The 24,113-nt window shown below is 36.7% G+C and carries 23 protein-coding genes; 21 read left to right on the forward strand and 2 right to left on the reverse strand.

Going from position 1 to position 24,113, the window contains the following annotated elements:
• Positions 1-156: 156 nt before the first annotated feature.
• The 13 genes from D612_RS17655 to pyrE all read left to right on the forward strand — a co-directional run bounded on the left by D612_RS17655 (position 157) and on the right by pyrE (position 13,850).
• Complete coding sequence (locus D612_RS17655) at positions 157-492, forward strand: TraR/DksA C4-type zinc finger protein (RefSeq protein ID WP_017753651.1); 336 nt, start codon at positions 157-159, stop codon at positions 490-492.
• A 145-nt stretch (positions 493-637) separates the two neighbouring features.
• Complete coding sequence (gene lspA / locus D612_RS0101235) at positions 638-1,147, forward strand: signal peptidase II (RefSeq protein ID WP_017753652.1); 510 nt, start codon at positions 638-640, stop codon at positions 1,145-1,147.
• Complete coding sequence (locus tag D612_RS0101240) at positions 1,116-2,027, forward strand: RluA family pseudouridine synthase (RefSeq protein WP_017753653.1); 912 nt, start codon at positions 1,116-1,118, stop codon at positions 2,025-2,027. Before lspA ends, D612_RS0101240 begins: the two co-directional genes overlap by 32 nt.
• A gap of 256 nt (positions 2,028-2,283) precedes the next feature.
• Positions 2,284-2,829, forward strand: coding sequence for a bifunctional pyr operon transcriptional regulator/uracil phosphoribosyltransferase PyrR (gene pyrR, locus D612_RS0101250; protein ID WP_017753655.1), 546 nt, complete (start codon positions 2,284-2,286; stop codon positions 2,827-2,829).
• Positions 2,830-2,863: 34 nt separating this feature from the next.
• Positions 2,864-4,183 carry a solute carrier family 23 protein gene (locus D612_RS0101255; protein ID WP_017753656.1) on the forward strand — a complete coding sequence of 440 codons (1,320 nt, stop codon included), beginning with the start codon at positions 2,864-2,866 and terminating at the stop codon, positions 4,181-4,183.
• A gap of 171 nt (positions 4,184-4,354) precedes the next feature.
• Positions 4,355-5,278 carry an aspartate carbamoyltransferase catalytic subunit gene (locus tag D612_RS0101260; RefSeq protein ID WP_017753657.1) on the forward strand — a complete coding sequence of 308 codons (924 nt, stop codon included), beginning with the start codon at positions 4,355-4,357 and terminating at the stop codon, positions 5,276-5,278.
• A complete protein-coding gene (locus D612_RS0101265) occupies positions 5,244-6,530 on the forward strand; it encodes a dihydroorotase (RefSeq protein ID WP_017753658.1) in 1,287 nt (428 codons plus the stop codon). Before D612_RS0101260 ends, D612_RS0101265 begins: the two co-directional genes overlap by 35 nt.
• Positions 6,527-7,627 carry a carbamoyl phosphate synthase small subunit gene (locus D612_RS0101270; protein ID WP_017753659.1) on the forward strand — a complete coding sequence of 367 codons (1,101 nt, stop codon included), beginning with the start codon at positions 6,527-6,529 and terminating at the stop codon, positions 7,625-7,627. Before D612_RS0101265 ends, D612_RS0101270 begins: the two co-directional genes overlap by 4 nt.
• Entirely contained in the window at positions 7,612-10,824 is a 3,213-nt protein-coding gene (carB, locus tag D612_RS0101275) for a carbamoyl-phosphate synthase large subunit (protein WP_017753660.1), read from the forward strand. Before D612_RS0101270 ends, carB begins: the two co-directional genes overlap by 16 nt.
• Complete coding sequence (locus D612_RS0101280; RefSeq protein WP_017753661.1) at positions 10,821-11,597, forward strand: dihydroorotate dehydrogenase electron transfer subunit; 777 nt, start codon at positions 10,821-10,823, stop codon at positions 11,595-11,597. Before carB ends, D612_RS0101280 begins: the two co-directional genes overlap by 4 nt.
• Complete coding sequence (locus D612_RS0101285) at positions 11,594-12,535, forward strand: dihydroorotate dehydrogenase (RefSeq protein ID WP_017753662.1); 942 nt, start codon at positions 11,594-11,596, stop codon at positions 12,533-12,535. Before D612_RS0101280 ends, D612_RS0101285 begins: the two co-directional genes overlap by 4 nt.
• A complete protein-coding gene (pyrF, locus tag D612_RS0101290; protein ID WP_017753663.1) occupies positions 12,504-13,217 on the forward strand; it encodes an orotidine-5'-phosphate decarboxylase in 714 nt (237 codons plus the stop codon). Before D612_RS0101285 ends, pyrF begins: the two co-directional genes overlap by 32 nt.
• Positions 13,218-13,850 (forward strand): orotate phosphoribosyltransferase, encoded by a 633-nt coding sequence (gene pyrE / locus D612_RS0101295; RefSeq protein ID WP_017753664.1) that lies wholly within the window; start codon positions 13,218-13,220, stop codon positions 13,848-13,850.
• 151 nt (positions 13,851-14,001) lie between these two features.
• On the opposite strand, the gene D612_RS19330 is transcribed toward pyrE, so the two are convergent.
• Positions 14,002-14,172 (reverse strand): hypothetical protein, encoded by a 171-nt coding sequence (locus D612_RS19330; protein ID WP_017753665.1) that lies wholly within the window; start codon positions 14,170-14,172, stop codon positions 14,002-14,004.
• Positions 14,173-14,732: 560 nt separating this feature from the next.
• On the opposite strand from D612_RS19330, the gene D612_RS0101305 reads away from it, so the two are divergent.
• The 5 genes from D612_RS0101305 to D612_RS18580 all read left to right on the forward strand — a co-directional run bounded on the left by D612_RS0101305 (position 14,733) and on the right by D612_RS18580 (position 20,162).
• A complete protein-coding gene (locus tag D612_RS0101305) occupies positions 14,733-15,641 on the forward strand; it encodes a polyprenyl synthetase family protein (RefSeq protein WP_017753666.1) in 909 nt (302 codons plus the stop codon).
• Positions 15,642-15,687: 46 nt separating this feature from the next.
• Entirely contained in the window at positions 15,688-15,849 is a 162-nt protein-coding gene (comX, locus tag D612_RS18910; RefSeq protein WP_017753667.1) for a competence pheromone ComX, read from the forward strand.
• Between the two features lie 94 nt (positions 15,850-15,943).
• The gene (locus tag D612_RS0101315) at positions 15,944-18,280 is read left to right on the forward strand and encodes an ATP-binding protein (protein WP_017753668.1); all 2,337 of its coding nucleotides are present in this window, start codon (positions 15,944-15,946) and stop codon (positions 18,278-18,280) included.
• Between the two features lie 12 nt (positions 18,281-18,292).
• The gene (locus D612_RS0101320; RefSeq protein WP_017753669.1) at positions 18,293-18,943 is read left to right on the forward strand and encodes a response regulator transcription factor; all 651 of its coding nucleotides are present in this window, start codon (positions 18,293-18,295) and stop codon (positions 18,941-18,943) included.
• A 49-nt stretch (positions 18,944-18,992) separates the two neighbouring features.
• Positions 18,993-20,162, forward strand: coding sequence for a leucine-rich repeat domain-containing protein (locus D612_RS18580; protein ID WP_017753670.1), 1,170 nt, complete (start codon positions 18,993-18,995; stop codon positions 20,160-20,162).
• 233 nt (positions 20,163-20,395) lie between these two features.
• On the opposite strand, the gene D612_RS0101330 is transcribed toward D612_RS18580, so the two are convergent.
• Positions 20,396-22,108, reverse strand: coding sequence for an Rqc2 family fibronectin-binding protein (locus D612_RS0101330; protein WP_017753671.1), 1,713 nt, complete (start codon positions 22,106-22,108; stop codon positions 20,396-20,398).
• Positions 22,109-22,260: 152 nt separating this feature from the next.
• On the opposite strand from D612_RS0101330, the gene D612_RS0101335 reads away from it, so the two are divergent.
• The 3 genes from D612_RS0101335 (at position 22,261) to gmk (ending at position 24,111) form a co-directional block, all read left to right on the forward strand.
• Positions 22,261-23,142, forward strand: coding sequence for a YicC/YloC family endoribonuclease (locus D612_RS0101335; RefSeq protein ID WP_017753672.1), 882 nt, complete (start codon positions 22,261-22,263; stop codon positions 23,140-23,142).
• 80 nt (positions 23,143-23,222) lie between these two features.
• Positions 23,223-23,486 (forward strand): extracellular matrix/biofilm regulator RemA, encoded by a 264-nt coding sequence (gene remA, locus D612_RS0101340; protein WP_017753673.1) that lies wholly within the window; start codon positions 23,223-23,225, stop codon positions 23,484-23,486.
• Between the two features lie 13 nt (positions 23,487-23,499).
• On the forward strand, positions 23,500-24,111 hold the full coding sequence (gene gmk / locus D612_RS0101345; protein ID WP_026092349.1) for a guanylate kinase: 612 nt from the start codon (positions 23,500-23,502) through the stop codon (positions 24,109-24,111).
• Positions 24,112-24,113: the final 2 nt, after the last annotated feature.

The raw sequence follows: 24,113 nt of genomic DNA on the forward strand, positions 1-24,113 counted from the left end.
AAGGCTGGCCTAAGAGTAGGTCAGCCTTTTAATGATAAATAATCTAACTAAAAAATATAACAAAAATTCGCAATCAATAGTAAATGTTGCTAGGTTAAAGTACCCTCATTATGTATACAATAAGCTTTACAATTAATAAGGAGGTAACCATAGCATATGAACGATCATTATCATCAGATCAAAACAGAGCTTGAATTAACAAAGCACGAGCTTGAGGATAGATTAGATCGTAGCTATTTTATGGAATTTGGAAATTTTCAATCGGTTGCCACATTATATGAACGGGAAAGAAAGTATTTAGTGGATCGGGAAATCTTAGCTGAATTAGAGGACGTGAATCGAGCATTATTAAAAATGGAATTAAATTTATATGGATTATGTGAAGAAACAGGTCAACAAATTCCCATCGAAAAATTAAAGGTGTTGCCTACTCTTAGAACAATCAAGGAATCAGAAATGATCGGTCAAAATTCCATATATGTCCGAGCATAATGAGCATGTAATATATATATAAAACTGTTGACGGAAGGACTTCATACATAGTCTTTCCGTTTGTCTATTGTTGTTAAATCTCTATGGACTGTGCTACAATTTTACAGGGACAATTTTTTTGGACAGTAGGATCGGAGGAACATCGGTGATTTATTATATTATTGCTTTAATTGTTATTGTCATTGATCAATGGTCAAAGTGGCTTATTGTTAAAAATATGGAACTCGGTGAAAGTATTTCAATTATTGATCATTTTTTTTATTTAACATCCCATCGAAATAAGGGGGCAGCTTGGGGTATTTTGCAGGGTCAAATGTGGTTTTTCTATATTGTTACTGCCATTGTTATTGTAGCTGTCATTTATTACATATCGAAGATTGCGAAAAAGCAACCACTATTAGGCTGGGCATTAGGTCTAATCCTTGGCGGTGCAATCGGTAATTTTATCGATCGACTCATTAGAAAAGAAGTGGTAGACTTTTTTGATTTTTATTTAGATTTTTTCTTTTTTACTTACAATTATCCAATTTTTAATGTTGCGGATTCAGCACTTGTTGTCGGCGTGATATTAATTATTATCCATACATTTATTGACAGCAAGAAAGCGAAGGAGTCAGAGCTTAATGGACAAAATACAACTAACGATTACAATTGAACAAGATAATGAACGGATTGATAAAGTTATTTCTATCCTTAATGAGGAATGGTCACGAAGCCAAGTTCAAGGGTGGATTAAAGAAAATTTAGTCACTGTAAATGGTAATACTGTAAAAGGAAACTACAAATGCAAGCTAAACGATATGATTACAATTTCGATTCCTGAACCAGAACCATTAGATGTTTTGCCGGAACAAATGGATCTTGATATTTATTATGAGGATTCAGATGTGTTAGTTGTTAATAAACCTAAAGGTATGGTTGTTCATCCTGCGCCAGGACATTTAACTGGGACTTTGGTAAATGGATTAATGGCACATTGTAAGGATTTATCTGGCATAAATGGGGTATTAAGACCTGGAATTGTTCACCGTATTGATAAAGATACATCCGGCTTATTAATGGTAGCTAAAAATGATGTAGCGCATGAATCATTAGTTGACCAACTCGTTAAAAAGACAGTTGTCAGAAGATATAAAGCGCTTGTACATGGTAATATACCGCATGATAAAGGGACCATAGACGCTCCTATTGGACGTGATAAACAAGACAGGCAAAGCATGACGGTTACGGACGAAAATAGTAAGGAAGCAGTTACACATTTTACTGTATTAGAAAGATTTGATAATTATACGTTTATTGAATGCAGACTTGAAACGGGAAGAACCCACCAAATAAGGGTTCATATGAAATATATTGGTTTTCCGCTTGTTGGGGACCCTAAATATGGACCTAAGAAATCATTAGATTTAAATGGGCAAGCGCTTCATGCAGGAATAATTGGTTTTAACCATCCTAGAACCAATGAATATTTGCAGTTTGAGGCTCCATTACCATCAGAATTCGAACAAATTTTAAATAAGCTAAGAAAAACATAATTGACATTATGAATTAACAGTGTCATAATTTTCTTAGTAGAATAATTTGATCCTTTAAATACAGTCCCGTGAGGCTGAGAAGGAGGTCGGATAATGATAAGAGGTGTATTGTACCCTCTTATACGTGCACGCGAGAATACGATCCTCTCACCAATGCGGTGGGGGGATTTTTTTATGCAACCAGAAACAGAACAACTGTGAGCACAGCCGAAATCGAAGAAGAGTTAAACAACATCAAAGTGAGGTGAACTAGTGGATGAAGGAAAAAGCTATTGTCCTTGATGAACAAGCAATACGTAGAGCCTTAACCCGAATAGCCCATGAGATTATCGAACGTAATAAGGGAATTGATAACTGTATTCTTATCGGTATTAAGACTAGAGGTATTTATTTAGCGAACCGACTTGCTGAAAAAATCCAACAAATTGAGGGAAGGCATGTCCCGGTTGGTGAAGTGGACATTACTCTATATCGTGATGATCTAACGAAAAAGACAATTGATCAGGAACCGATGATAAAGGGAACAAGCATACCAATAGATGTAACAGATCAAAAAGTAATTTTGATAGATGATGTATTATATACTGGTCGAACTGTACGTGCCGCAATGGATGCAATCATGGACATTGGTCGTCCATCGCAAATACAATTAGCAGTTTTAGTAGATCGTGGTCACCGCGAATTGCCAATTCGTGCTGATTTTGTAGGGAAGAATATTCCGACATCTAGTTCTGAAGTAATCGTTGTTGAGTTAACAGAAGTTGATGCAGATGATCAAGTAAGCATTCATGAAAATGATTAATAATAAAAATAGAGTAATCAGGGAGGCAGAAACAATGGCAAATAATGATATCGTATTAGACGTAAGAGACGTACCTAAAGTTCCACAGTGGATTTCCCTTAGTATTCAGCATCTATTCGCGATGTTTGGTGCTACAATTTTAGTGCCTTACTTAGTTGGGTTAAGTCCAGCAGTAGCCTTAATTTCCAGTGGTTTAGCAACACTAGCCTACCTATTTATTACAAAAGGTCAAATACCAGCTTACCTAGGGTCATCGTTTGCGTTTATCGCACCAATTATTGCAGCAAAAGCTAGCGGTGGACCGGGGACAGCGATGCTCGTTGGATTTATGGCAGGTCTTATTTACGGAATTGTAGCATTGCTCATCAAAAGCTTCGGAGTTAATTGGTTGTTAAATATTTTACCACCAATTGTTGTGGGGCCTGTCATTATGGTTATCGGTTTGGGTCTTGCAGGAACAGCAGTAAATATGGCAATGAGAATTGATCCAAATGATGCTGCAACATACAGTTCACTCCATTTTTCAGTCGCATTAGTTACTCTATTTCTCACGATCATTGCGTCAATGTTCTTTAAAGGGTTTTTCGGAGTTATTCCCGTCTTAATTGGCATCATTGGCGGTTATGTATATGCACTAATTGTAGGAATTGTTGATTTTTCAGGTGTAAAAGCTGCAGAATGGTTTGCTGCACCAGAATTATTAATCCCCTTCGTTACGTATGCCCCTGAATTGAAATGGGGTGTAGCACTCGCAATGCTGCCAGTGGTTATTGTTACATTATCAGAAAACATTGGACATCAAATGGTATTAAGTAAGGTAATAAATCGTGACCTACTTAGAAAACCAGGTTTGCACCGAGCAATTGCGGGTGACGGGGCAGCTTTAACACTAGCTTCATTAATAGGTGGGCCACCAAATACAACTTACGGTGAAAATATAGGTGTTCTCGCAATTACAAGAGTATTTAGTGTGTTTGTAATTGGCGGGGCAGCAGTTCTCGCAATTGTGTTTGGTTTTGTTGGTAAAATTAGTGCACTTATTAGTTCAATCCCTACAAATGTAATGGGTGGAGTCTCGATTCTATTGTTCGGTATTATTGCTTCTTCTGGCTTAAGAATGTTAGTTGATAACAAAGTTGATTTTAATGAAAAAAGAAATTTAATAATCGCTTCAGTTATACTTGTCATTGGTATCGGTGGTGCATTTATTCAAGTAAGTGAACAAGTTCAAATTTCTGGTATGGCCTTAGCTGCTATTATCGGAGCTATTTTAAACTTCATATTACCTGGAAGAGAAAAAACTAAAGACCATGATTCTAGCATAGAAGAAAAAAATGTAAATAACACACTTTAATAAAGCACAGAGAGGCTTCAAAGGGTGTTGAAAACAGGTGAGATACTAAATCTCGCCTTAGCCTGCACCCTTTTTGTTAAAAAGGGTGTTTTTTTATACAAATCGTGCCTTTCAATACAATATGGTAGTTGGCTTTTCGGAATAAAAAAGTACAGGGATGGGGGTAATACTATGAATCATTTATTGACAATAGGAAGCTTAACAGTCAATGAAATTGAAGAATTATTGTACAATGCTGAACAATTTATTTCTGGAACAGTTTGGCGACCTCAGCAACAAAAGTTTGTTACAAATCTATTTTTTGAACCTAGTACAAGAACTAGATTTAGCTTTGAAGTTGCAGAAAAAAAACTAGGATTAGAGGTGCTTAATTTCAGTACGGAAAGCTCTAGCGTCCAAAAAGGAGAAACATTATACGATACTGTACGGACATTGGAATCGATTGGTGCGAGCGCAGCAGTTATTCGTCATCCTGAGGATTATTTTTATCATGAACTGGTTGATAAAGTTAATATCCCAATTATAAATGCTGGCGCAGGCTCTGGAGAGCATCCGACACAATGCCTATTGGATTTATTAACGATAAAGCAGGAATTTCACTCATTTAAAGGTTTAACAGTTGCGATTGTTGGTGATATTCGCCATAGTCGCGTTGCTCATTCTGATTATGATGCGTTGACTAGATTAGGGTCGAATGTGATTTTTTCAGGTCCAAAAGAATGGCAGGATAATACAGGAGAATTTGTGCCGATGGATCAAGCTGTACGTGAAGCAGATGTTGTAATGTTATTAAGAATACAACATGAACGACATGGTGGGAAGATGGGAAATACAAAAGAAGAGTATCATCAAACATATGGCTTAACGCTTGATAGGGAGAAGAAAATGAAGGCTCACAGTATTATTATGCATCCAGCCCCAGTGAATCGCGATGTTGAAATTGCATCGCCGTTAGTAGAATGTGAACGATCAAGAATATTTAAGCAAATGGAAAATGGTGTATTCGTAAGAATGGCAGCATTGAAATGGGCGCTGGAAGAGCAAAAAGGGGGAATGAACAATGTCAATCATCTTAAAAAATACGAGGTTATTTAATCGTTCGGGGGAATTGGAACAGAAAGATATTAAAATTGAGAATGACATGATTACAGAAATATCCGATCGGATCGATGAAACTAGTGAGGTCATTATTGATGTAGCCGGAAAATTAGTTTCACCAGGCTTTGTCGACTTACATGTTCACTTACGTGAGCCAGGTGCGGAAAAGAAAGAAACAATTGAAACTGGTACGATGGCAGCGGCTAGAGGCGGATTCACTACAATTGCAGCCATGCCAAATACTCGTCCAGTTCCAGATTCAAAGGAACAGTTACAGTGGCTCAAAGATCGTATTAAGGAAACAGGAAAAGTTCGTGTTTTACCATATGCATCAATAACAGTTCGAGAACTTGGAGAGGAATTGACGGATTTTGAAGCATTAAAAGCTGAAGGTGCATTTGCTTTTACTGACGATGGTGTCGGTGTACAAAATGCAGGGATGATGTTAGCTGCAATGAAGCAGGCAGCGGAAGTGGATATGGCAATCGTTGCTCATTGTGAGGAAAACACTCTTATAAATAAAGGGGCCGTACATGAAGGGATTTTTTCTAAGAAAAATGGCTTGAATGGTATTCCATCTGTGTGCGAATCCGTACATATAGCCCGTGATGTGCTTTTAGCTGAAGCTGCAGGCTGCCATTACCATGTTTGTCACATTAGTACAAAGGAATCTGTTCGGGTTGTTCGCGATGCAAAGCGCGCAGGGATTAACGTCACTGCTGAAGTAACACCACATCATCTTTTACTTTGTGATGAGGATATACCGAGCTTAGATCCGAATTATAAAATGAATCCACCTTTACGTAGTAGAGCGGATCGTGATGCATTAATTGAAGGTTTATTAGATGGAACAATTGATTTTATCGCTACCGACCACGCCCCACATACAGCCGAAGAAAAAGCTTGGGGAATCGAGCAAGCACCATTTGGTATCGTTGGTTTAGAAACAGCATTTCCGCTTTTGTATACTCACTTTGTCAAAGCAGAGAAGCTCACTTTAAAACAATTGTTGGAATTTTTAACGGTCAAACCTTGTGAAGCCTTCAATTTGCCATATGGGAAAATTGAAGTGGGCAGTATTGCAGATTTAACGGTAATTGATTTAGAAGCAGAAGAAATGATTGATAGTTCGAAGTTTTTATCTAAAGGGAAAAATACTCCGTTTGATGGCTGGAAATGTAAGGGCTGGAATGTCCTAACGATTGCTTCCGGAAAAATTGTTTGGGAGAAGGAGATGATTCAACAATGAAACGACAATTAATTTTAGAAGATGGTACTGTTTTAGTTGGCAAAGGTTTTGGGAGTATGGAAGAAACGATTGGGGAAGTCGTTTTTAATACAGGAATGACAGGCTATCAAGAGGTTTTATCAGATCCTTCCTATTGTGGACAAATAGTAACGTTAACATATCCTTTAATCGGAAACTATGGAATTAATCGTGACGATTTTGAATCTATTTCTCCAGCCATTCAAGGCTTTATCGTGAAAGAAGCAGCGGCCGCTCCATCAAACTGGCGTAGTAAGGAAACGTTAGATGAATTGTTAAAAAGTAGGAAGATTCCAGGCCTAGAAGGAATTGATACTCGCAAGTTAACAAGAATTATTCGCCAATATGGTGCATTAAAAGGAGCCATTTGTGGAATGGACGTGAACGTTCAGGCAATGATTGAACGATTGAAAAATGAGCCATTACCAACAGATCAGGTTGAAAGAGTTTCAACAAATACAGCATATCCTAGTCCAGGTAGAGGATACCGAGTTGTGTTAGTCGATTTTGGGATGAAGCACGGTATTTTACGTGAATTAAACATGCGAAACTGTGATGTTGTTGTCGTTCCATATAATACTACAGCTGAAGAAATTTTAAGGCTTAATCCTGATGGCATTATGCTGTCAAATGGACCAGGAGATCCAAAAAGTGTTCCTGTAGCGATAAATATGATTCAAGGTGTATTAGGAAAAGCACCGTTATTTGGAATTTGTCTTGGGCATCAATTATTCGCTTTGGCTTGTGGTGCTAATACTCGCAAAATGAAATTCGGTCATCGAGGCTCTAATCACCCTGTAAAAAGTCTAGAAACGGGTGTGGTTGATATTACTTCACAAAATCATGGCTACACTGTTGAAATGGAATCGATCGAAAATACTCGTTTACAGGTGACGCATATAGCATTGAATGATGGAACTGTTGAAGGCCTAAAACATATAGACTATCCAGCGTTTACAGTTCAGTATCATCCTGAAGCATCACCTGGACCTGAGGATTCAAACCATTTATTTGATGACTTTATGAAGCTAATTGAAACATACAAGAAAGAAGGGGAAGACGTATGCCAAAACGTTTAGATATAAAACGAATATTAGTAATTGGCTCAGGTCCAATTGTGATCGGACAAGCAGCTGAATTTGACTATGCAGGTACTCAAGCGTGTCAAGCGTTAAAGGAAGAAGGCTATGAGGTAATTCTCGTCAATTCAAATCCAGCGACTATTATGACCGATACAGAAATTGCAGATAAAGTATATATTGAGCCATTAACATTAGAATTTGTTAGCAGAATTATTCGCAAAGAACGGCCAGATGCACTTTTACCAACTCTTGGTGGGCAAACAGGCCTAAATATGGCAGTTGAACTTCATAATTCTGGCATATTAGCTGAATGTGGAGTAGAAATATTAGGAACAAGACTTTCAGCGATTCAACAGGCAGAGGATCGTGATGAATTTCGAACATTAATGAATGAACTAGGAGAGCCAGTTCCAGAAAGTGCGATTATTCATACTGTCGAAGAGGCTTTTACTTTTGTTGAACAGATCGGATTCCCTGTAATCGTACGGCCTGCCTATACGCTTGGTGGTACTGGTGGAGGAATTTGTACAAATGAAGAAGAGTTAAAAGAAATTGTTGCGAGCGGTTTAAAATATAGTCCTGTTACACAATGTTTAATTGAGAAGAGTATCGCAGGCTATAAAGAAATCGAGTATGAGGTTATGCGCGATTCGAATGACCATGCGATTGTTGTTTGTAACATGGAAAATATCGACCCAGTTGGTATTCATACAGGAGATTCAATTGTTGTTGCACCGAGTCAAACGTTAAGTGATCGTGAATATCAGTTATTACGAAATTCTTCTTTGAAAATTATTCGTGCACTTAAAATTGAAGGTGGCTGTAATGTACAATTAGCGTTAGATCCACATAGCTATAATTATTATATAATCGAGGTAAATCCTCGTGTTAGCCGTTCATCTGCGCTTGCTTCAAAAGCAACAGGATATCCAATTGCCAAGCTTGCTGCGAAAATTGCGATTGGCTTAACGCTTGATGAAATGAAAAATCCTGTTACAGGGAAAACATATGCATGCTTTGAGCCTGCGCTAGACTATATCGTAACGAAAATTCCACGTTGGCCATTCGACAAATTTGAGTCAGCAAACCGTAAGCTAGGGACGCAAATGAAAGCAACAGGGGAAGTAATGGCGATTGGTCGAAGCTTTGAAGAATCGCTTTTAAAGGCTGTTCGCTCATTAGAATCGAAAGTTTACCACCTTGAAATCGAATCAATGTCACAATTAGATGATCAAACGCTGAAAAAAAGAATTGAAGTCGCTGACGATGAGCGTTTATTTGTGATTGGTGAAGCGTTTCGTCGTGGAGTAACTGTCGAGCAAATCTACGAATGGAGTAAAATTGATCATTTCTTCTTAGAAAAATTCAAAGGAATCATCGAGTTTGAAAGCAAGTTCAAGTTAGAACCTTTGAATGTAGAGTTATTACGAGAGGCAAAAGAAAAAGGTTTCTCTGATATTGCAATCGCGCGTTTCTGGAATAAGTCGGAAAGAGATATCTATGATTTCCGAAAAGCGAATGGAATTATGCCGGTTTATAAAATGGTAGATACATGTGCAGCAGAATTTGAATCAGAAACTCCTTATTTATATGGAACATATGAAGAAGAAAATGAATCGATTGTAACTGCTAAAGAAAGTGTAATCGTCCTCGGTTCAGGTCCAATTCGGATTGGTCAAGGTGTTGAGTTTGACTATGCAACTGTCCATTCCGTCTGGGCAATTAAAGAAGCTGGTTATGAAGCAATTATTATAAATAACAATCCTGAAACAGTTTCAACCGATTTTAGTACATCAGATAAGCTTTACTTTGAGCCGTTAACAATTGAAGATGTCATGCACGTTATCGAAGTAGAAAAACCGCTTGGAGTTGTTATTCAATTTGGTGGACAAACGGCTATAAATCTAGCAGAAGAGCTTTCAGCAAGAGGAGTAAAAATACTTGGGACAACTCTAGAAAATATGGACCGTGCCGAGGACAGGGATAAATTTGAACAAGCTCTTTCATCTTTAGGAATTCCACAGCCGAAAGGGAAAACAGCAACCTCTGTCGAACAGGCTGTTAAAATTGCTGAAGAAATCGGTTATCCGGTGTTAGTTCGCCCTTCCTATGTTCTTGGCGGCAGGGCAATGGAAATCGTTTATCATCTTGACGAATTGTTACATTATATGGAAAATGCAGTGAAAATCAATCCGCAGCATCCTGTTTTAATTGACCGATATATGATCGGTAAAGAAATTGAGGTTGACGCGATCTCAGATGGAGAGAATGTGTATATTCCAGGGATCATGGAACATATTGAACGTGCCGGTGTACATTCAGGTGATTCAATTGCTGTTTATCCACCGCAAACGTTATCTGAGGATATTAAACAACAAATTATTGAAAATACGATTAAAATCGCAAGAGGCTTGCAAATTGTTGGTCTATTAAACATACAGTTTGTACTATATGAAAATAAAGTATATGTGATTGAAGTCAATCCACGTTCAAGCCGCACGGTGCCATTTTTAAGTAAAATTACAGGTGTACCGATGGCGAACGTTGCGACAAAGGTAATCCTTGGCGCGACACTTCCTGAGCTAGGTTATGAAACAGGATATCATCCAGAAGAAAAAGAAGTAAGTGTCAAAGCACCTGTATTCTCGTTTGCTAAATTGCGACGTGTCGATATCAACCTCGGACCAGAAATGAAATCGACAGGGGAAGTAATGGGTCGGGATGTTACCCTTGAAAAGGCGTTATACAAAGGGTTGGTTGCTTCAGGAATTTCAATTCCAACATATGGCTCTGTATTAATGACAATTGCTGATAAGGATAAAGAGGAAGCACTCGATATAGCCCGCCGGTTCCATCAAATTGGCTATCGGATTTTGGCAACAGCAGGAACAGCAACACGATTGCAGGAAGAAAACATACCTGTTACCGTTGTTAATAAAATAGGTTCAGAGGATCATAATTTGTTAGACGTTATTCGTAATGGTGAAGCACAATATGTAATAAATACGTTGACGAAAGGGAAACAGCCTGCACGAGACGGCTTCAGAATTCGCCGCGAGTCTGTCGAAAATGGCGTTGCTTGTTTAACATCATTAGATACTGCGAAAGCTATTTTACGAGTTTTAGAGGCTATGACATTTACAGCAAATGAAATGCCTAAGTTTGAAAAGGAAAAGGTGGTTGTACCACAATGAAAAAGCAAATGATGAAGGTTGTTTCGCAAGTTGAAATCGCTAGAAATATTTTTGAGCTTGTCTTAGAAGGGGACCTAGTTTCTGACATGCAGCAAGCGGGACAATTTGTTCATCTTAAGGTGGATGAAAGTAACGACCCGTTGTTACGTCGCCCTATTAGTATATGCGATATTAATCATGAAAATAATCAATTTACGATGATCTATCGGGCTGAGGGCAAAGGAACAACCCTTTTATCAAAGAAAATGCCAAAGGATCACGTCGATGTTCTCGGGCCGTTAGGTCGTGGCTTTCCAATTGATGAAATAAGCGAAGGGAAAACAGCGTTGTTAGTAGGTGGCGGTATTGGTGTACCGCCGCTCTACAATCTATCAAAACGACTAGTAGCTAAAGGTGTTCGAGTAATTCATGTTTTTGGTTTTCAGGATAAAGATGTGATCTTTTATGAAGAAAAATTTAATGCGCTTGGTGATACGTACATTGCAACAGTAGATGGGTCACATGGCACTAAAGGATTTGTAACAGATGTGATCGATGCTAAAAACATACAATTTGACGTTTTATATTCATGTGGGCCGACTCCGATGTTAAAAGCGTTGGATCAACGTTTCAAAGACAAAAAAGGTTTTATCTCATTGGAGGAACGGATGGGCTGTGGCATCGGTGCATGCTTTGCTTGTGTCTGTCATCTCCAGAATGACCCTACGGGTGCTAGCTATCGTAAGGTTTGCAGTGATGGGCCAGTATTTCCAATTGGGGAGGTATCTATATGAATCGTTTAGATGTAACCCTGCCAGGCTTGAAATTAAAAAACCCAATTATGCCAGCATCTGGTTGTTTTGGTTTTGGCCGTGAATACAGCCAGTTTTACGACTTATCAAAGCTGGGGGCAGTTATTATTAAAGCAACAACGGTTGAACCTCGATTTGGAAATCCAACACCGCGTGTTGCTGAAACAACTGCCGGGATGTTGAATGCAATTGGTTTGCAAAATCCTGGATTAGATGCTGTATTAGAGCGTGAGCTACCATGGCTTCAGCAATTTGATGTACCAATTATTGCAAATGTTGCCGGCTCACAGGTTGAAGACTACTTACAAGTGGCAGAACGAATTGCAAAAGCTCCTAATGTACACGCGATTGAGTTGAATATTTCTTGTCCCAATGTGAAAACAGGCGGAATTGCGTTCGGAACGATTCCTGAAGTTGCTTACGAGTTAACAAAGCAAGTAAAATCCGTGTCCGGTGTTCCTGTTTATGTAAAGCTTTCACCAAATGTTTCAGACATTGTTGAAATGGCAATCGCAGTGGAAGAAGCCGGCGCTGATGGATTATCAATGATCAATACGCTTCTTGGCATGCGGATTGATTTGAAGAGTGGGAAACCGATCTTAGCGAACGGAACAGGAGGTTTATCTGGGCCCGCGATTAAACCTGTTGCGATTCGGATGATTTATCAAGTAAGCCAGAAGGTAAAGATCCCAATCATTGGCATGGGTGGGATTCAATCTGCAGAAGATGTCGTCGAATTTTTTATGGCAGGTGCAAGTGCTGTTGCGGTTGGGACAGCAAACTTTGTTGATCCGTATGTATGTCCGACAATTATTGAAAAACTCCCAGCTTTACTCGATGAGCTTGGTGTTGATCATATTTCCGATTTGACAGGAAGGAGTTGGGAGCGTGACAACAAGACCTTTAATTGTTGCTCTTGATTTTCCAAGTAGCCACGAAATCAAGCCGTTTCTTGAGCAATTCGAAGGCGAATCGCTGTTTGTAAAAGTTGGAATGGAGCTGTTTTATAAAGAAGGATTTCATGCAATCTCATACTTAAAAAAGAATGGGCACAAAATCTTTTTGGATTTAAAGCTACACGACATCCCAAATACAGTAAAGAGCGCGATGCGGAATCTGGCATCCCTTGATGTAGATATTGTCAATGTCCATGCTGCCGGTGGCAAACAAATGATGGTGGCCGCTTTAGAAGGGCTTGATCAAGGTACTATTGCAGGAAAAAAACGTCCAAAGTGTATTGCTGTTACGCAATTAACAAGCACATCTGAACAAATGCTGAAAAGTGAACTTCTTATAGATCAGCCGCTCGATACAGTGGTTCGTCACTATGCGAAGCTTGCTAGTGATAGCGGTTTGGACGGTGTTGTTTGTTCTACATGGGAGGTTGAGCAAATTTTAGCAGCTTGCGGGTCTGGATTTTTAACGGTCACACCTGGGATTCGGATGCTGAATGATAATAAGGATGATCAAGTACGTGTTGCGACACCAGAGGAAGCAAGAAAGCGTGGGAGCTGGGGCATTGTTGTTGGACGACCAATTACAAAAGCACTAAATCCGCTTGAAGCTTATCATATCGTCTGCGAGCAATGGGAGGGAAAATAAATGAAACGACAAATTGCATCACATTTATTAGAAATAGGTGCTGTCCACCTAAAACCAAGCGACCCGTTCACTTGGTCTTCGGGCCTAAAATCACCTATTTATTGTGATAATCGCTTAACATTGTCATATCCTTTACTACGGAGAGAGATTGCAAAGGGGCTTGAAAATATAATTGTGAAAGAGTTTATGCAATGTGAAATGATTGCGGGTACTGCCACAGCAGGGATCCCACATGCTGCCTGGGTAAGTGACCGTTTAAACTTGCCGATGTGTTATGTGCGCAGTAAACCGAAGGGCCATGGCAAAGGCAACCAAATTGAAGGTGCTGTTAAGCCAGGTCAAAAGGTTGTTGTTGTTGAAGACTTAATTTCGACAGGTGGCAGTGTCATTACTGCAGTAGAAGCGTTGCGGGAAGCAGGATGTGAAGTATTAGGTGCCGTTGCCATCTTTACATACGAATTAGAACGAGGTTTTAAACAGCTTGAGGAAGCAAGTATTAAAGCATTTGCATTAAGCGATTATTCTACATTAATAGAGGTTGCGCTAGAGAAAAATTTAGTGACTGCTAGCGAACTAGAAAAATTAAAACAGTGGCGCAAAAATCCTGAAGATGAAAGCTGGCTGAAGCTTTAAGAAAAAAATAAAGGAACTATAATTGATACTGTTGATAAAGGTATAATTTGAAAAAGCCCTCAAAAATTGAGGGCTTCTTTAAAAGAATAAGAATGTATATCATTTTGAGCTTTGGAATCCAGCGCTTGCGCCTTTTGTTCATATGAAGAGGTTATGATGTTTGCAAACCATATGACGGTAGTAATTTCATCTCATTCATATGAACGAGTATCGTTTTAAACGTGCCATCTTCTCGGATTTCACAAAAATTGCTCGTATATATATGGATCACTTTATACTCTTTATCTTCATAAACCACTTTGTCACCAATATTAATTCTCATCTAACAAGGCCTCCCGTATGTTCAATCATTCGTAATAGTGAGAAATATAAGTAATATAGTCTGAAAATTTCGTAATTAATTACTATCTATAATTACAATAATGGTTTCTATCGTATACTTCAACGTAATTCGATTGCGCTTTCCCGCCGTTTTTTTGCGGTCCAAAATGCGGATTACAACAGTATATTTTTAAAAATTATACTGATAAGATTAATACATGGTTAATCGATGTTATCCAGGGATGGTGATTAAAATAAGAAATTTACTAATAATCATAATGGCTACAGTTTTTTTTACAGCTTGTAGTAATTATAATAGCGAGATTCGTGATTTATATGCTAATGATGTTGGAAAATTTTCGTTATTTATAGTGGCTCTTACATGTTGTGTTCATCCATAAATTGAATGTCGCTTAAAATCAAAAGAAATAAAATATAGTAATCAATCAATATTATGCCGCAAATCTATTACGATATTCCGCAGCATTATTACGGTGATAATCTTTGGAAAATTAATTATAATATGAATAATATATCAATTCTATTTGCTAGGTGAAAAAAATGATAGAGATAAAAGACACTGTTCTGCAAATCATTGATCAATGTTATTATGATGACCGAATGAAAGAGCTTGCTACTAGTTTTATCGATTATAAGGAAAAAGAAGGCTTTCGCTTTGCAGAACTTGTATTGTTTCACTATGATCTTTTTGGTGGTAAAGACAAGGAAATTGTTAAGGTCGCTGCTGGAATAGAACTATTAATCCTTGCTATTGATATTTTTGATGATTTAGTTGACCAAGACAACCCAAATCCACCATGGACAAGCGTTTCCCCAGCAACTGTAACTCACGTAGCAATAGGGTTACTAATCGCTAGTCAAAAAGCTATTGATGAATGTCACTTGAATCAAGATGTTAAACAAGAAGCAAAAAAAATATTGAATGATCATTCGTTGCGCTGTATGTATGGTCAGCAAAAGGACTTTGAAAACGTAATTACAACGGAAGATGATTATCTCCGCATAACAAAGGAAAAATCAGGAGCATTAATTTCCAGTGCATGTCTATTAGGCTCTATTTTTGCAAATAAACAACATGTTACTGATGTAAAAAAATATGCTGAGTATTTTGGCATTGCTGTTCAAATTTCAAATGATATAAATGATATTCAACGGGAAACGAAGAAAAATGACTTGTTGCATAAAAAGAAAACGTTGCCTATTTTATTCTTACTTCAAAATAAAGATCCACAATTTAATATAATAAAAGATTACTATAATGGTAAGGTTACTACCGAAATAATAGAATCACTACAACAGGAAATAATTACAAATATAAAAAAGTCCGGTGCAATCGAATATGCGAAAGTAATGATGCAGTTTGAAATAAGTAAAGCCCAAAAATGTATCGATGAGATGGATATTCCAACTACCAGTAAAGAAAAAATAGTGGAGTTTTTATTAAAATAGTAATCATTTATTACTATTTATCATTATAAAAAAGGGGGATTGAAAAATGTTATCAGATATCATTCAATTTTTAGTAAACAACGAAGATGTAGTAGAAAAATTACAAAATGGCCTAGTAAGTCTTATTGGAGTAAGTGAGGAAGAATTGCGAATTATATTGGATGTGTTGACAGGCACTGTTAGAACATTATCGGATTTTTGGTATTAGTATTTATAGCTAGATTTTCCATATATTATGGAGAATCTAGCTATTTTCTCTTATACTTATAATAACTAACGTAATCTCAGTATAGGTGGATAACATGACAAAAAGAATGTTTATTTTTTTGAATTCTATTGTATTTCTTTTATGTAGTCTTTTTTTGGTCACAATATTAAAATATCCTTTTATTGGTATTGATGTAAAACAAAATGACAATAAGCAATATGAAATTATTAAAGTAAGCTCTACAGGTTTAGCGAAAGATTATGGATTGGAAAATGGGGATATTATTACTTCTATTAATGGAACCAATCCAGACGACCACTTTTCTGTCAAAAAATATAATCTTATCGAGAAAGCCCAACACCTTGCTATCGAAAGGGATGGAGTTATCCATGCTTTTTCATTTATAACAATTCACCAAAGAGGGCAGCTATTATTGCATTTAGTATTCCCTCTATTGTATTTAGTTCTTGCTACGTTGTTTAGCTTATTCCTGTATATAAAAAGCGGTAATGAGAAAGTTAGTTATGTTTTAATCATTTTATTCCAATTATATGGGATCAGTATGTTTGCAGGGGCAGCCTCGGCTCGAACCGAACCCCTTGCTCAGTTTTTCTCGACTGCTATTTTATTATTTATTCCATTGTTATTGCTTCAATTTTTTTATACATATTTTCAAAAGTATAACATCCAATTTGTCAATAGAAAGCTACTAAAAATATTATATGGTGCGAGCTTTAGTTTGATGTTTTTGATGCTTATTTACCTGTTACTACCGTTAGGTAATCACTTTTACCAGCTAACAAAGTTACTAGTGTTACTTTTGTTTGTTAGTAATGTGATAAGTTGTCTCTTTTTCTTTGGCCGAGGTTTTCTAAAATATCGAAAATCAATCTATAGTTCTTTTTTTAAGATCATAAATGTTGCAATTCTTATTTCTTTTACTCCATATGTTTTTTTATATGCATTGCCGACGATTGGACTAAACTGGGTAATTATGACTGGAGAAATTGCTTTTTTATTTACGTACTTTTTGCCTTTATCTTTTGTATATCTAGTAACAGCGAACCGACTTTTAGATATTGATTTTTATATAAAGCGGATTTACTATTATGCATTATTTTCACTTATACCGGCACTTTTGTTAACAACTTTTTGCCTATATTTAATCAATGATTTTTCCCTATATTTATGGTTTCAGGTTTTCACAATTATATATTTTCTTTTCATTCTCGTTTTTTACATAAAAGAACAATTAGATTATCGCTTTCGAAATAAACTATTTTCTGAAAAGTATAATCTTCAATCAAGCACCTACCAATTTGTACAGTTTCTGGCTGGAGCGAAAAGTAGTGACGAAATCGAGCAGCAGTTTCTTAAAGAAATTAAGTCTGTATTGGGGTTGAAAAATGCAACTATATTAGAATATGAAAAAAAACAAGCCAAATTCCAATTGAAAAATGGTGACGATTGGCAGTACGAACAAACTGAATTGAAAAGTCAATTAAAAGAATATATCGGAAAAAATTTCCTTGGGGAATTACTGTCGGCTGGTTCTATTTTTTATATTATTATCGCTGAACAATCAGAGAAAGCACTAGTGTTAGTACTTGGTACGAAACGTAATTTTACTGCACTGAACTTAGAGGAGAAAGAATGGTTGAAAACCATTTCGTACTTTGTGAATATAAGCTATCAAAATATGGAGCAGATTGAAGACCTTATTAACGAAATTGGGAATATTAGACAAAATGAAGCTGCCCCAAGCTGGTTGCTTAGGATGCTTTTTGCCTTGGAAGAAAAAGAGCGGAAGCGATTATCAGTAGATTTACATGATTCTGCTTTGCAACAGCAGTTATTATTATATCGAAAGTTAACACATGTGCTTGAATACTATGATTTTGATAAAAACATAAAGAATGAGCTTGAGATTATTAATGAGGGATTGTTAGATGTAGTTCATGATATTCGCGAGACTTGTAATGAGTTAATGCCACCGTTTTTGAAAGAGACTGGGATTATTGGTTCACTTGAAAATCTATTTAAAAAAGCGCAGCTGCGGACAAATCTTGTCATTGATTTCAAGTATGACAAGGATATAACGATTACCTTAACTGATGAAGTGACATTAACAATCTATCGGATCGTTCAAGAGCTGCTTAATAATGCGGAAAAGCATGCAAATGCTTCTCGGGTCCACATAAATTTAAAGAATCAATTTGATAAATTAGTTTTACAATATAAAGACGATGGAAAGGGTTGTGATACAGAAAAACTTTCGACAAATAATGTTTCCATCGGGCTCTATGGAATAAAAGAACGGGTTAAGAGCGTGGAAGGGGAAATGGACTTTGACAGTTCAGTAGAAAAAGGGTTACAAATGATGATAGTAATTCCAACCCAAATGAAGGATTATAGTCTAATCAACCAATGAGGAGGATCAAAAGTGAGAAGTATTTTATTCGTTGATGATCATCCGTCCGTTCGTGAAGGAACAAAAGGGATGATAGAAGAGCATAGTGATTATAAGGTGACGTTAGCTTCTTCGGGAGAGGATGCAGTGAAGCTAATTACTAGTACCAAATTTGATTTATATATTTTTGATCTGTTTATGCCGAGTTTGAGTGGACTTGATTTAACAAAACAAGTCATAGAGAAGGATAAAGAAGCAATTATTCTAATTTTGACAGGGTTTGATTTTGAACCTCATTTTAATATATTAATAGAAGCAGGTGTGAGTGGTTTTATAAGTAAAGCGGTGTCAAAGGATCAGCTCCATACAGCAATTAAATGTGCACTTCGGAAAGAAGCGATTATACCCGTTTCTTTTTTAAGACAGCTCCGTAGAAGTGAAATAAAATCATCAGATGATGGAAACTCAGCGAGAATAACTTTAAATGAACGTGAGCAGGAAATATTGTTTGAAGCTTCAATGGGAAAGACAAATAAAGAAATTGCCCAGAAGCTATTAATGAGTCAGCGTACGGTTGAATACCATTTGACAAAAATATTCAATAATTTAAATGTAACCTCAAGAGCTGAAGCGGTATCAAAAGCAAGGGAATTGAAGCTTCTACCTAGTGAGTTTGTAAAGTAAACGGTGTATAGTAGTTTAGTAGTCTAAAAAACAAAGGTAGGGGATGAAGATGAAAAAAGTTTTCTTTATAATCGTAATTAGCTTACTAGTAATCGTAACAGGTTGTAATAACGAAAAAGAGACTGTTAGTCAAACGGATACAAATAATTCTAATCAATCAGCTAATGAAAATAGTAAGGAAATTTTAATTAGCGATGAATCTGAAAATGCCAAGGATAGTGCCGAAACAGATGCTGAAAAAAGTGATGATGAGCCTGAACTGTCAGCTATTGTTTCTATACCGGATGATATGCTCCAATTTGTAATCCGTCAACAGCTTGAAAAGCCTGACGGTGATATTTTAGTTGAAGATATGTTAAAGCTTACAACAATTTCTGCCGGAGAAGGCATGGATTCGTATATTGTAGAGGATTTAACAGGAATACAATATGCAAAAAACTTAGAAAGATTTTATTGCTATGGCTGTAAAATATCAAATTTACAACCATTATATGAATTGGAAAAGTTACAAGTATTAGACCTTGATGATAATGGTCTTGATAATAGCATGATTGGGGGATTATCGGAGTTAAAATCCTTAACAGAATTACATCTCGATCGAAATCCAATCACAGACATTAAAGTATTAAGTCATTTGAAAAACCTTGAATGGTTAAGTGTAGGATTTATCAACATGGAGGATAGTGGAACGGTAATAACTGATTTCAGACCGCTTGCTAAATTGGTGAAACTTAAAGAATTACAACTACATGCGAATGAAATAAAAAATATTGATTTTTTACAAGGATTGCAAAACCTTACAATGTTAAATTTAAATGGGAATCAAATAGCAAATATCGAACCATTAGCTAATTTAACGAAGCTCCAAGAACTATCAATTTCAGGTAATCAAATTGTTAACATTCATCCTTTAACTGAGTTACATGAGTTGAAAAATGTAGGTTTAAGTGAAAACAATATTACGGATATTACCCCACTAAGTGGATTAACGAAGATATCTAGGCTACAAATCCGTAATAACAGTATTAGTAACATCGAGCCACTCAAAGATTTACAAGATTTAGAATCCTTATTGATAGACAATAATCAAATATCGAACTTAGGAATGGTGGTTAACTTTAAAAAACTCAATGAGTTTTCTGTAGGTGATAATCCGCTTGATGCTAATTCAATTAATTTAGTGAACCAACTAAAAAACAATGGCGTATATGTTTATTAATTATTTATAGATTATAATTGGGTGGTTGATTGGAGTGAAAGCGGCTACTCCTGCGGGATATCTGGCGGGACAGTCCGAGACCCTGGATTGAGTGAAGCGAAGGAAGCGGCTCGGCGCCCGCCCTAAGGTCCGCGTCCGCCTGAAAACGGAAATCAACCAACAAAATTTAACAGCCTATGAAAAATGAGGATGCTCAAAGAGTTACTTTGAGACACCCCCATATGTAATTAATTCTACTTTTTTCGTAATTTCAATATCAAATCTTCATCGGGTGTAACGTAAACGGTCGTCTGGTTGTAATAAATAACGTAACCAGGCTTCGATCCGTTTGGTTTTTTGACATGGCGAATTTTCGTATAATCGACTGGAACGGAGCTTGAATTTTTTGCTTTACTGTAAAAAGCGGCAATTGTTGCAGCTTCAACTAGGGTTTGTTCCGACGGCTCCTGATTGCGAATGACAACGTGTGAGCCGGGAATATCCTTTGTATGAAGCCAAATATCATCTCGACGAGCATATTTGTTTGTCAAATACTCATTTTGCTTATTATTTTTACCGACGATGATTTCATCGCCGTCGGTGGAAAAATAATAGTCTAACGTTGGTTTTTGATCTTTTGCTTTTACCCGTTTTTGATTACGACGTGCTTTTATATATCCTTCATCTGCTAGCTCTTCTCTCATTTCTTCAATATCCTTTGGTGATGCCGATTCAATTTGCTGCAACAATCCTTCAAAGTATTCAATTTCAATATGTGTTAAACGAATTTGTTCGTTAACAACATCAACGGAATTTTTCAGCTTTTGATATTTTAAAAAGAAGCTTTGCGCATTTTCCGACGGAGTTTTTAAAGGATCTAACGGAATCGTAAGCATCGACCCTTGTTCGTCATAATAATTACTGACTTCAATCGCCTTCATACCCTTCTTCGCGGCATACATATTGGCCGTTAGCAATTCGCCATATAACTGATAACGGTCAGCTTTTTGAGCGTCGGATAAAGATTGTTCAAGCTTTTTTATTTTCTTTTTGTTTTTGTTCAGTTCATTTTTAATAAAACGCTCTAAGTCATTTGCTTGTTGACGAACGCGGTCGCGGTCTGCTTTACCGTAAAAATAACGGTCGAGCATTTCACTGATTGATCGATACGTTTTTGCTTCCCCTTTTAAATGATGGAGATCGCAAATATAGAAAAATTCTTTATCGCCGCTATAAATGATCTGGGGATTATAGTTTTTATTTTTTATTGGTTCGATAACCGAAAAAAATCCATTGGCAATTGTAGCGCGATTTGCGAGACCTGCTCGAAACAAGACTTCATTTGCAAGTAATGGTGAAATCCCTGACAACTGCTCAACTAGTTGAGTACCAAGCTTCCCTCGATTAAAATCGAGCTTTTTCAGCAGAGTTTCCTCCGTAACCGTTAATGGGTTCAGCTTGTTTTGTTCAGGTGGGGCAATGTATTCATAGCCCGGCAGGACAGTGCGATGGCGGTTCAAGGCTTGCGATACATGCTTAATACTATCCATTATCAAATTTCTTTCATAGTCAACTAAAATGATATTACTATGTCGTCCCATTATTTCTATTATTAACGTCTTAACAGACTCATCACCAATTTCATTTTTTGTACGAACATGGAACTTGATAATTCGTTCTAGCCCATCCTGTTCAATTTTTTCAATGAAGCTTCCTTCAAGATGCTTCCTTAACAGCATGCAAAACATTGGAGGTTCTTTTGGATTTTCATATGCTTCAGTTGTAATATGAATTCGTGCATAACTAGGATTAGCTGAAATGAGGAGCTGATGATTTTTTCCTTTAGCACGCACAGTGAAAATTAAATCATATTTAAAGGGCTGATAAATCTTAGAAATCCGTCCTTGTTCAAGCAATTGTTTCAATTCTTCTGTCATTCCTTTTGTGACAATTCCGTCAAATGACATATTCTCCACCTCACAATGTACAAAGTATAACATGTTTTTAATTTATATTTTAAAAAGAAACAGCTATAATTTGGATTTAGAGTTAAAATAATGATTAATTACTTGTTGTACTAGCTTAAATTATATAAAATAAGATAGTGGATGTGATAAAAATGGTCGTAAGTATGACAGGATTCGGACGTAGTAAAAAAGAACATGAAAATTTTAAAGTGATTGTCGAAATGAAATCTGTTAATCACCGTTTTTGTGAAATCACAGTGCGGATGCCGAGACAATTTCTTTTATTTGAAGATAAACTCAAAAAAACAGTAAATCAATATATCGGTCGTGGACGAGTTGATGTGTTTGTAACGGTTGAAGGTGAAGGATATATTAATCGTACATTACAAGTAGACTGGAACTTGTTATCTCAATATGAACAGGCGGTCGAAAAAGCGAAGCATTCCTATAAGCTTGACGGTTCCTTTTCAGTAGAACAACTACTCAATCTTCCTGAAGTTTTTACAGTGAATGAAAATGAAGATGGAATTGAGGTATTAGAGCAGGTTTTATTAGAGGTAACAAAAGAAGCAGCAATCGAGCTACAAAATATGAGAAAGATTGAAGGCAAGGCATTAAAAGCGGATATTGTAGCACGCTTAGAGTTAATTGACCTAGCTGTACAATATTTAATTCCCTTGTCAGCTGATGTTGTCGAAAAGTACCGGGAACGACTTACCAAAAAAATGAATGATTTTCTAAACGGTGTGTATGAGGTTGATGAAGGAAGAATATTAACAGAGGTTGCGATTTTTGCCGACAAAGCTGATATAAATGAAGAATTAACAAGATTACATAGCCATATTGGTCAATTCTATAAAATTATCGAAGCTAATGAAAGCATCGGTCGGAAGCTTGATTTCCTTGTTCAAGAAATGAATCGCGAAATGAATACAATTGGCTCAAAAGCAAATGATGTGCAAATCAGTCAAAAGGTAGTTGAAATGAAAAGTGAGCTAGAAAAAATAAAGGAACAAGTTCAAAATATTGAATAGATAATAAATGTTACGTTTACTATATATGTTTGAATATTTGTAAACTAGCTAAAAATAGTTTAGTACATAGGGGGAGCATGATGAGCATTAAGTTGATTAATATTGGATTTGGAAATATTGTGTCTGCAAACCGAATTATTTCAATAGTAAGTCCTGAATCCGCACCGATCAAAAGAATTATTCAGGTTGCAAGGGAAAAAGGAATGCTCATAGATGCTACATATGGCAGACGGACAAGGGCTGTGATCATTACAGACAGCGATCATGTTATTTTGTCAGCAATTCAACCGGAAACTGTTGCACAACGGTTAGGGAATAAAGAGGATTTATCTGAAGAAGGGTAGGAATTAAGGAATGATTGAAGAAAGAGGTATTTTATTCGTCCTGTCTGGACCTTCTGGTGTTGGCAAAGGAACCGTTCGAAAAGCATTATTTGAAGGGGATATTAATCTCCAATATTCGATTTCGGCAACTACAAGAAAGCCACGTGAAGGTGAAAAGGACGGAGTTGATTATTTTTTCAAATCTAAACAAGAATTTGAAACAATGATCGAACAAAACAAATTGTTAGAATATGCACAGTTTGTAGGAAATTATTATGGGACGCCTATCGACTATGTGAAAGAAACTTTAGATCACGGCAAAGATGTATTATTAGAAATAGAAGTTCAAGGTGCGATGCAAGTGCGGAAAGCTTTTCCTGAGGCAGTACTCATCTTCTTAATTCCACCCAGCTTAGAAGAACTAAAAAATAGAATTGTAGGTCGTGGAACTGAGACAGAGGATATAGTTAAAGATCGTCTTGATACGGCTAAAATAGAAATTGAAATGATGAATGCCTACGACTATGTAGTTGTCAATGACCAAGTTGAAAAAGCATGTGAACGAATTCAGGCGATTGTTCAAGCTGAGCATTTTCGTCGAGATCGTGTCGAAGCATCTTATAAAAAATTACTGGAGGTTGAATAATT

The organism is Calidifontibacillus oryziterrae (assembly GCF_000331575.1).
GTDB lineage: Bacteria > Bacillota > Bacilli > Bacillales > Bacillaceae_J > Calidifontibacillus_A > Calidifontibacillus_A oryziterrae.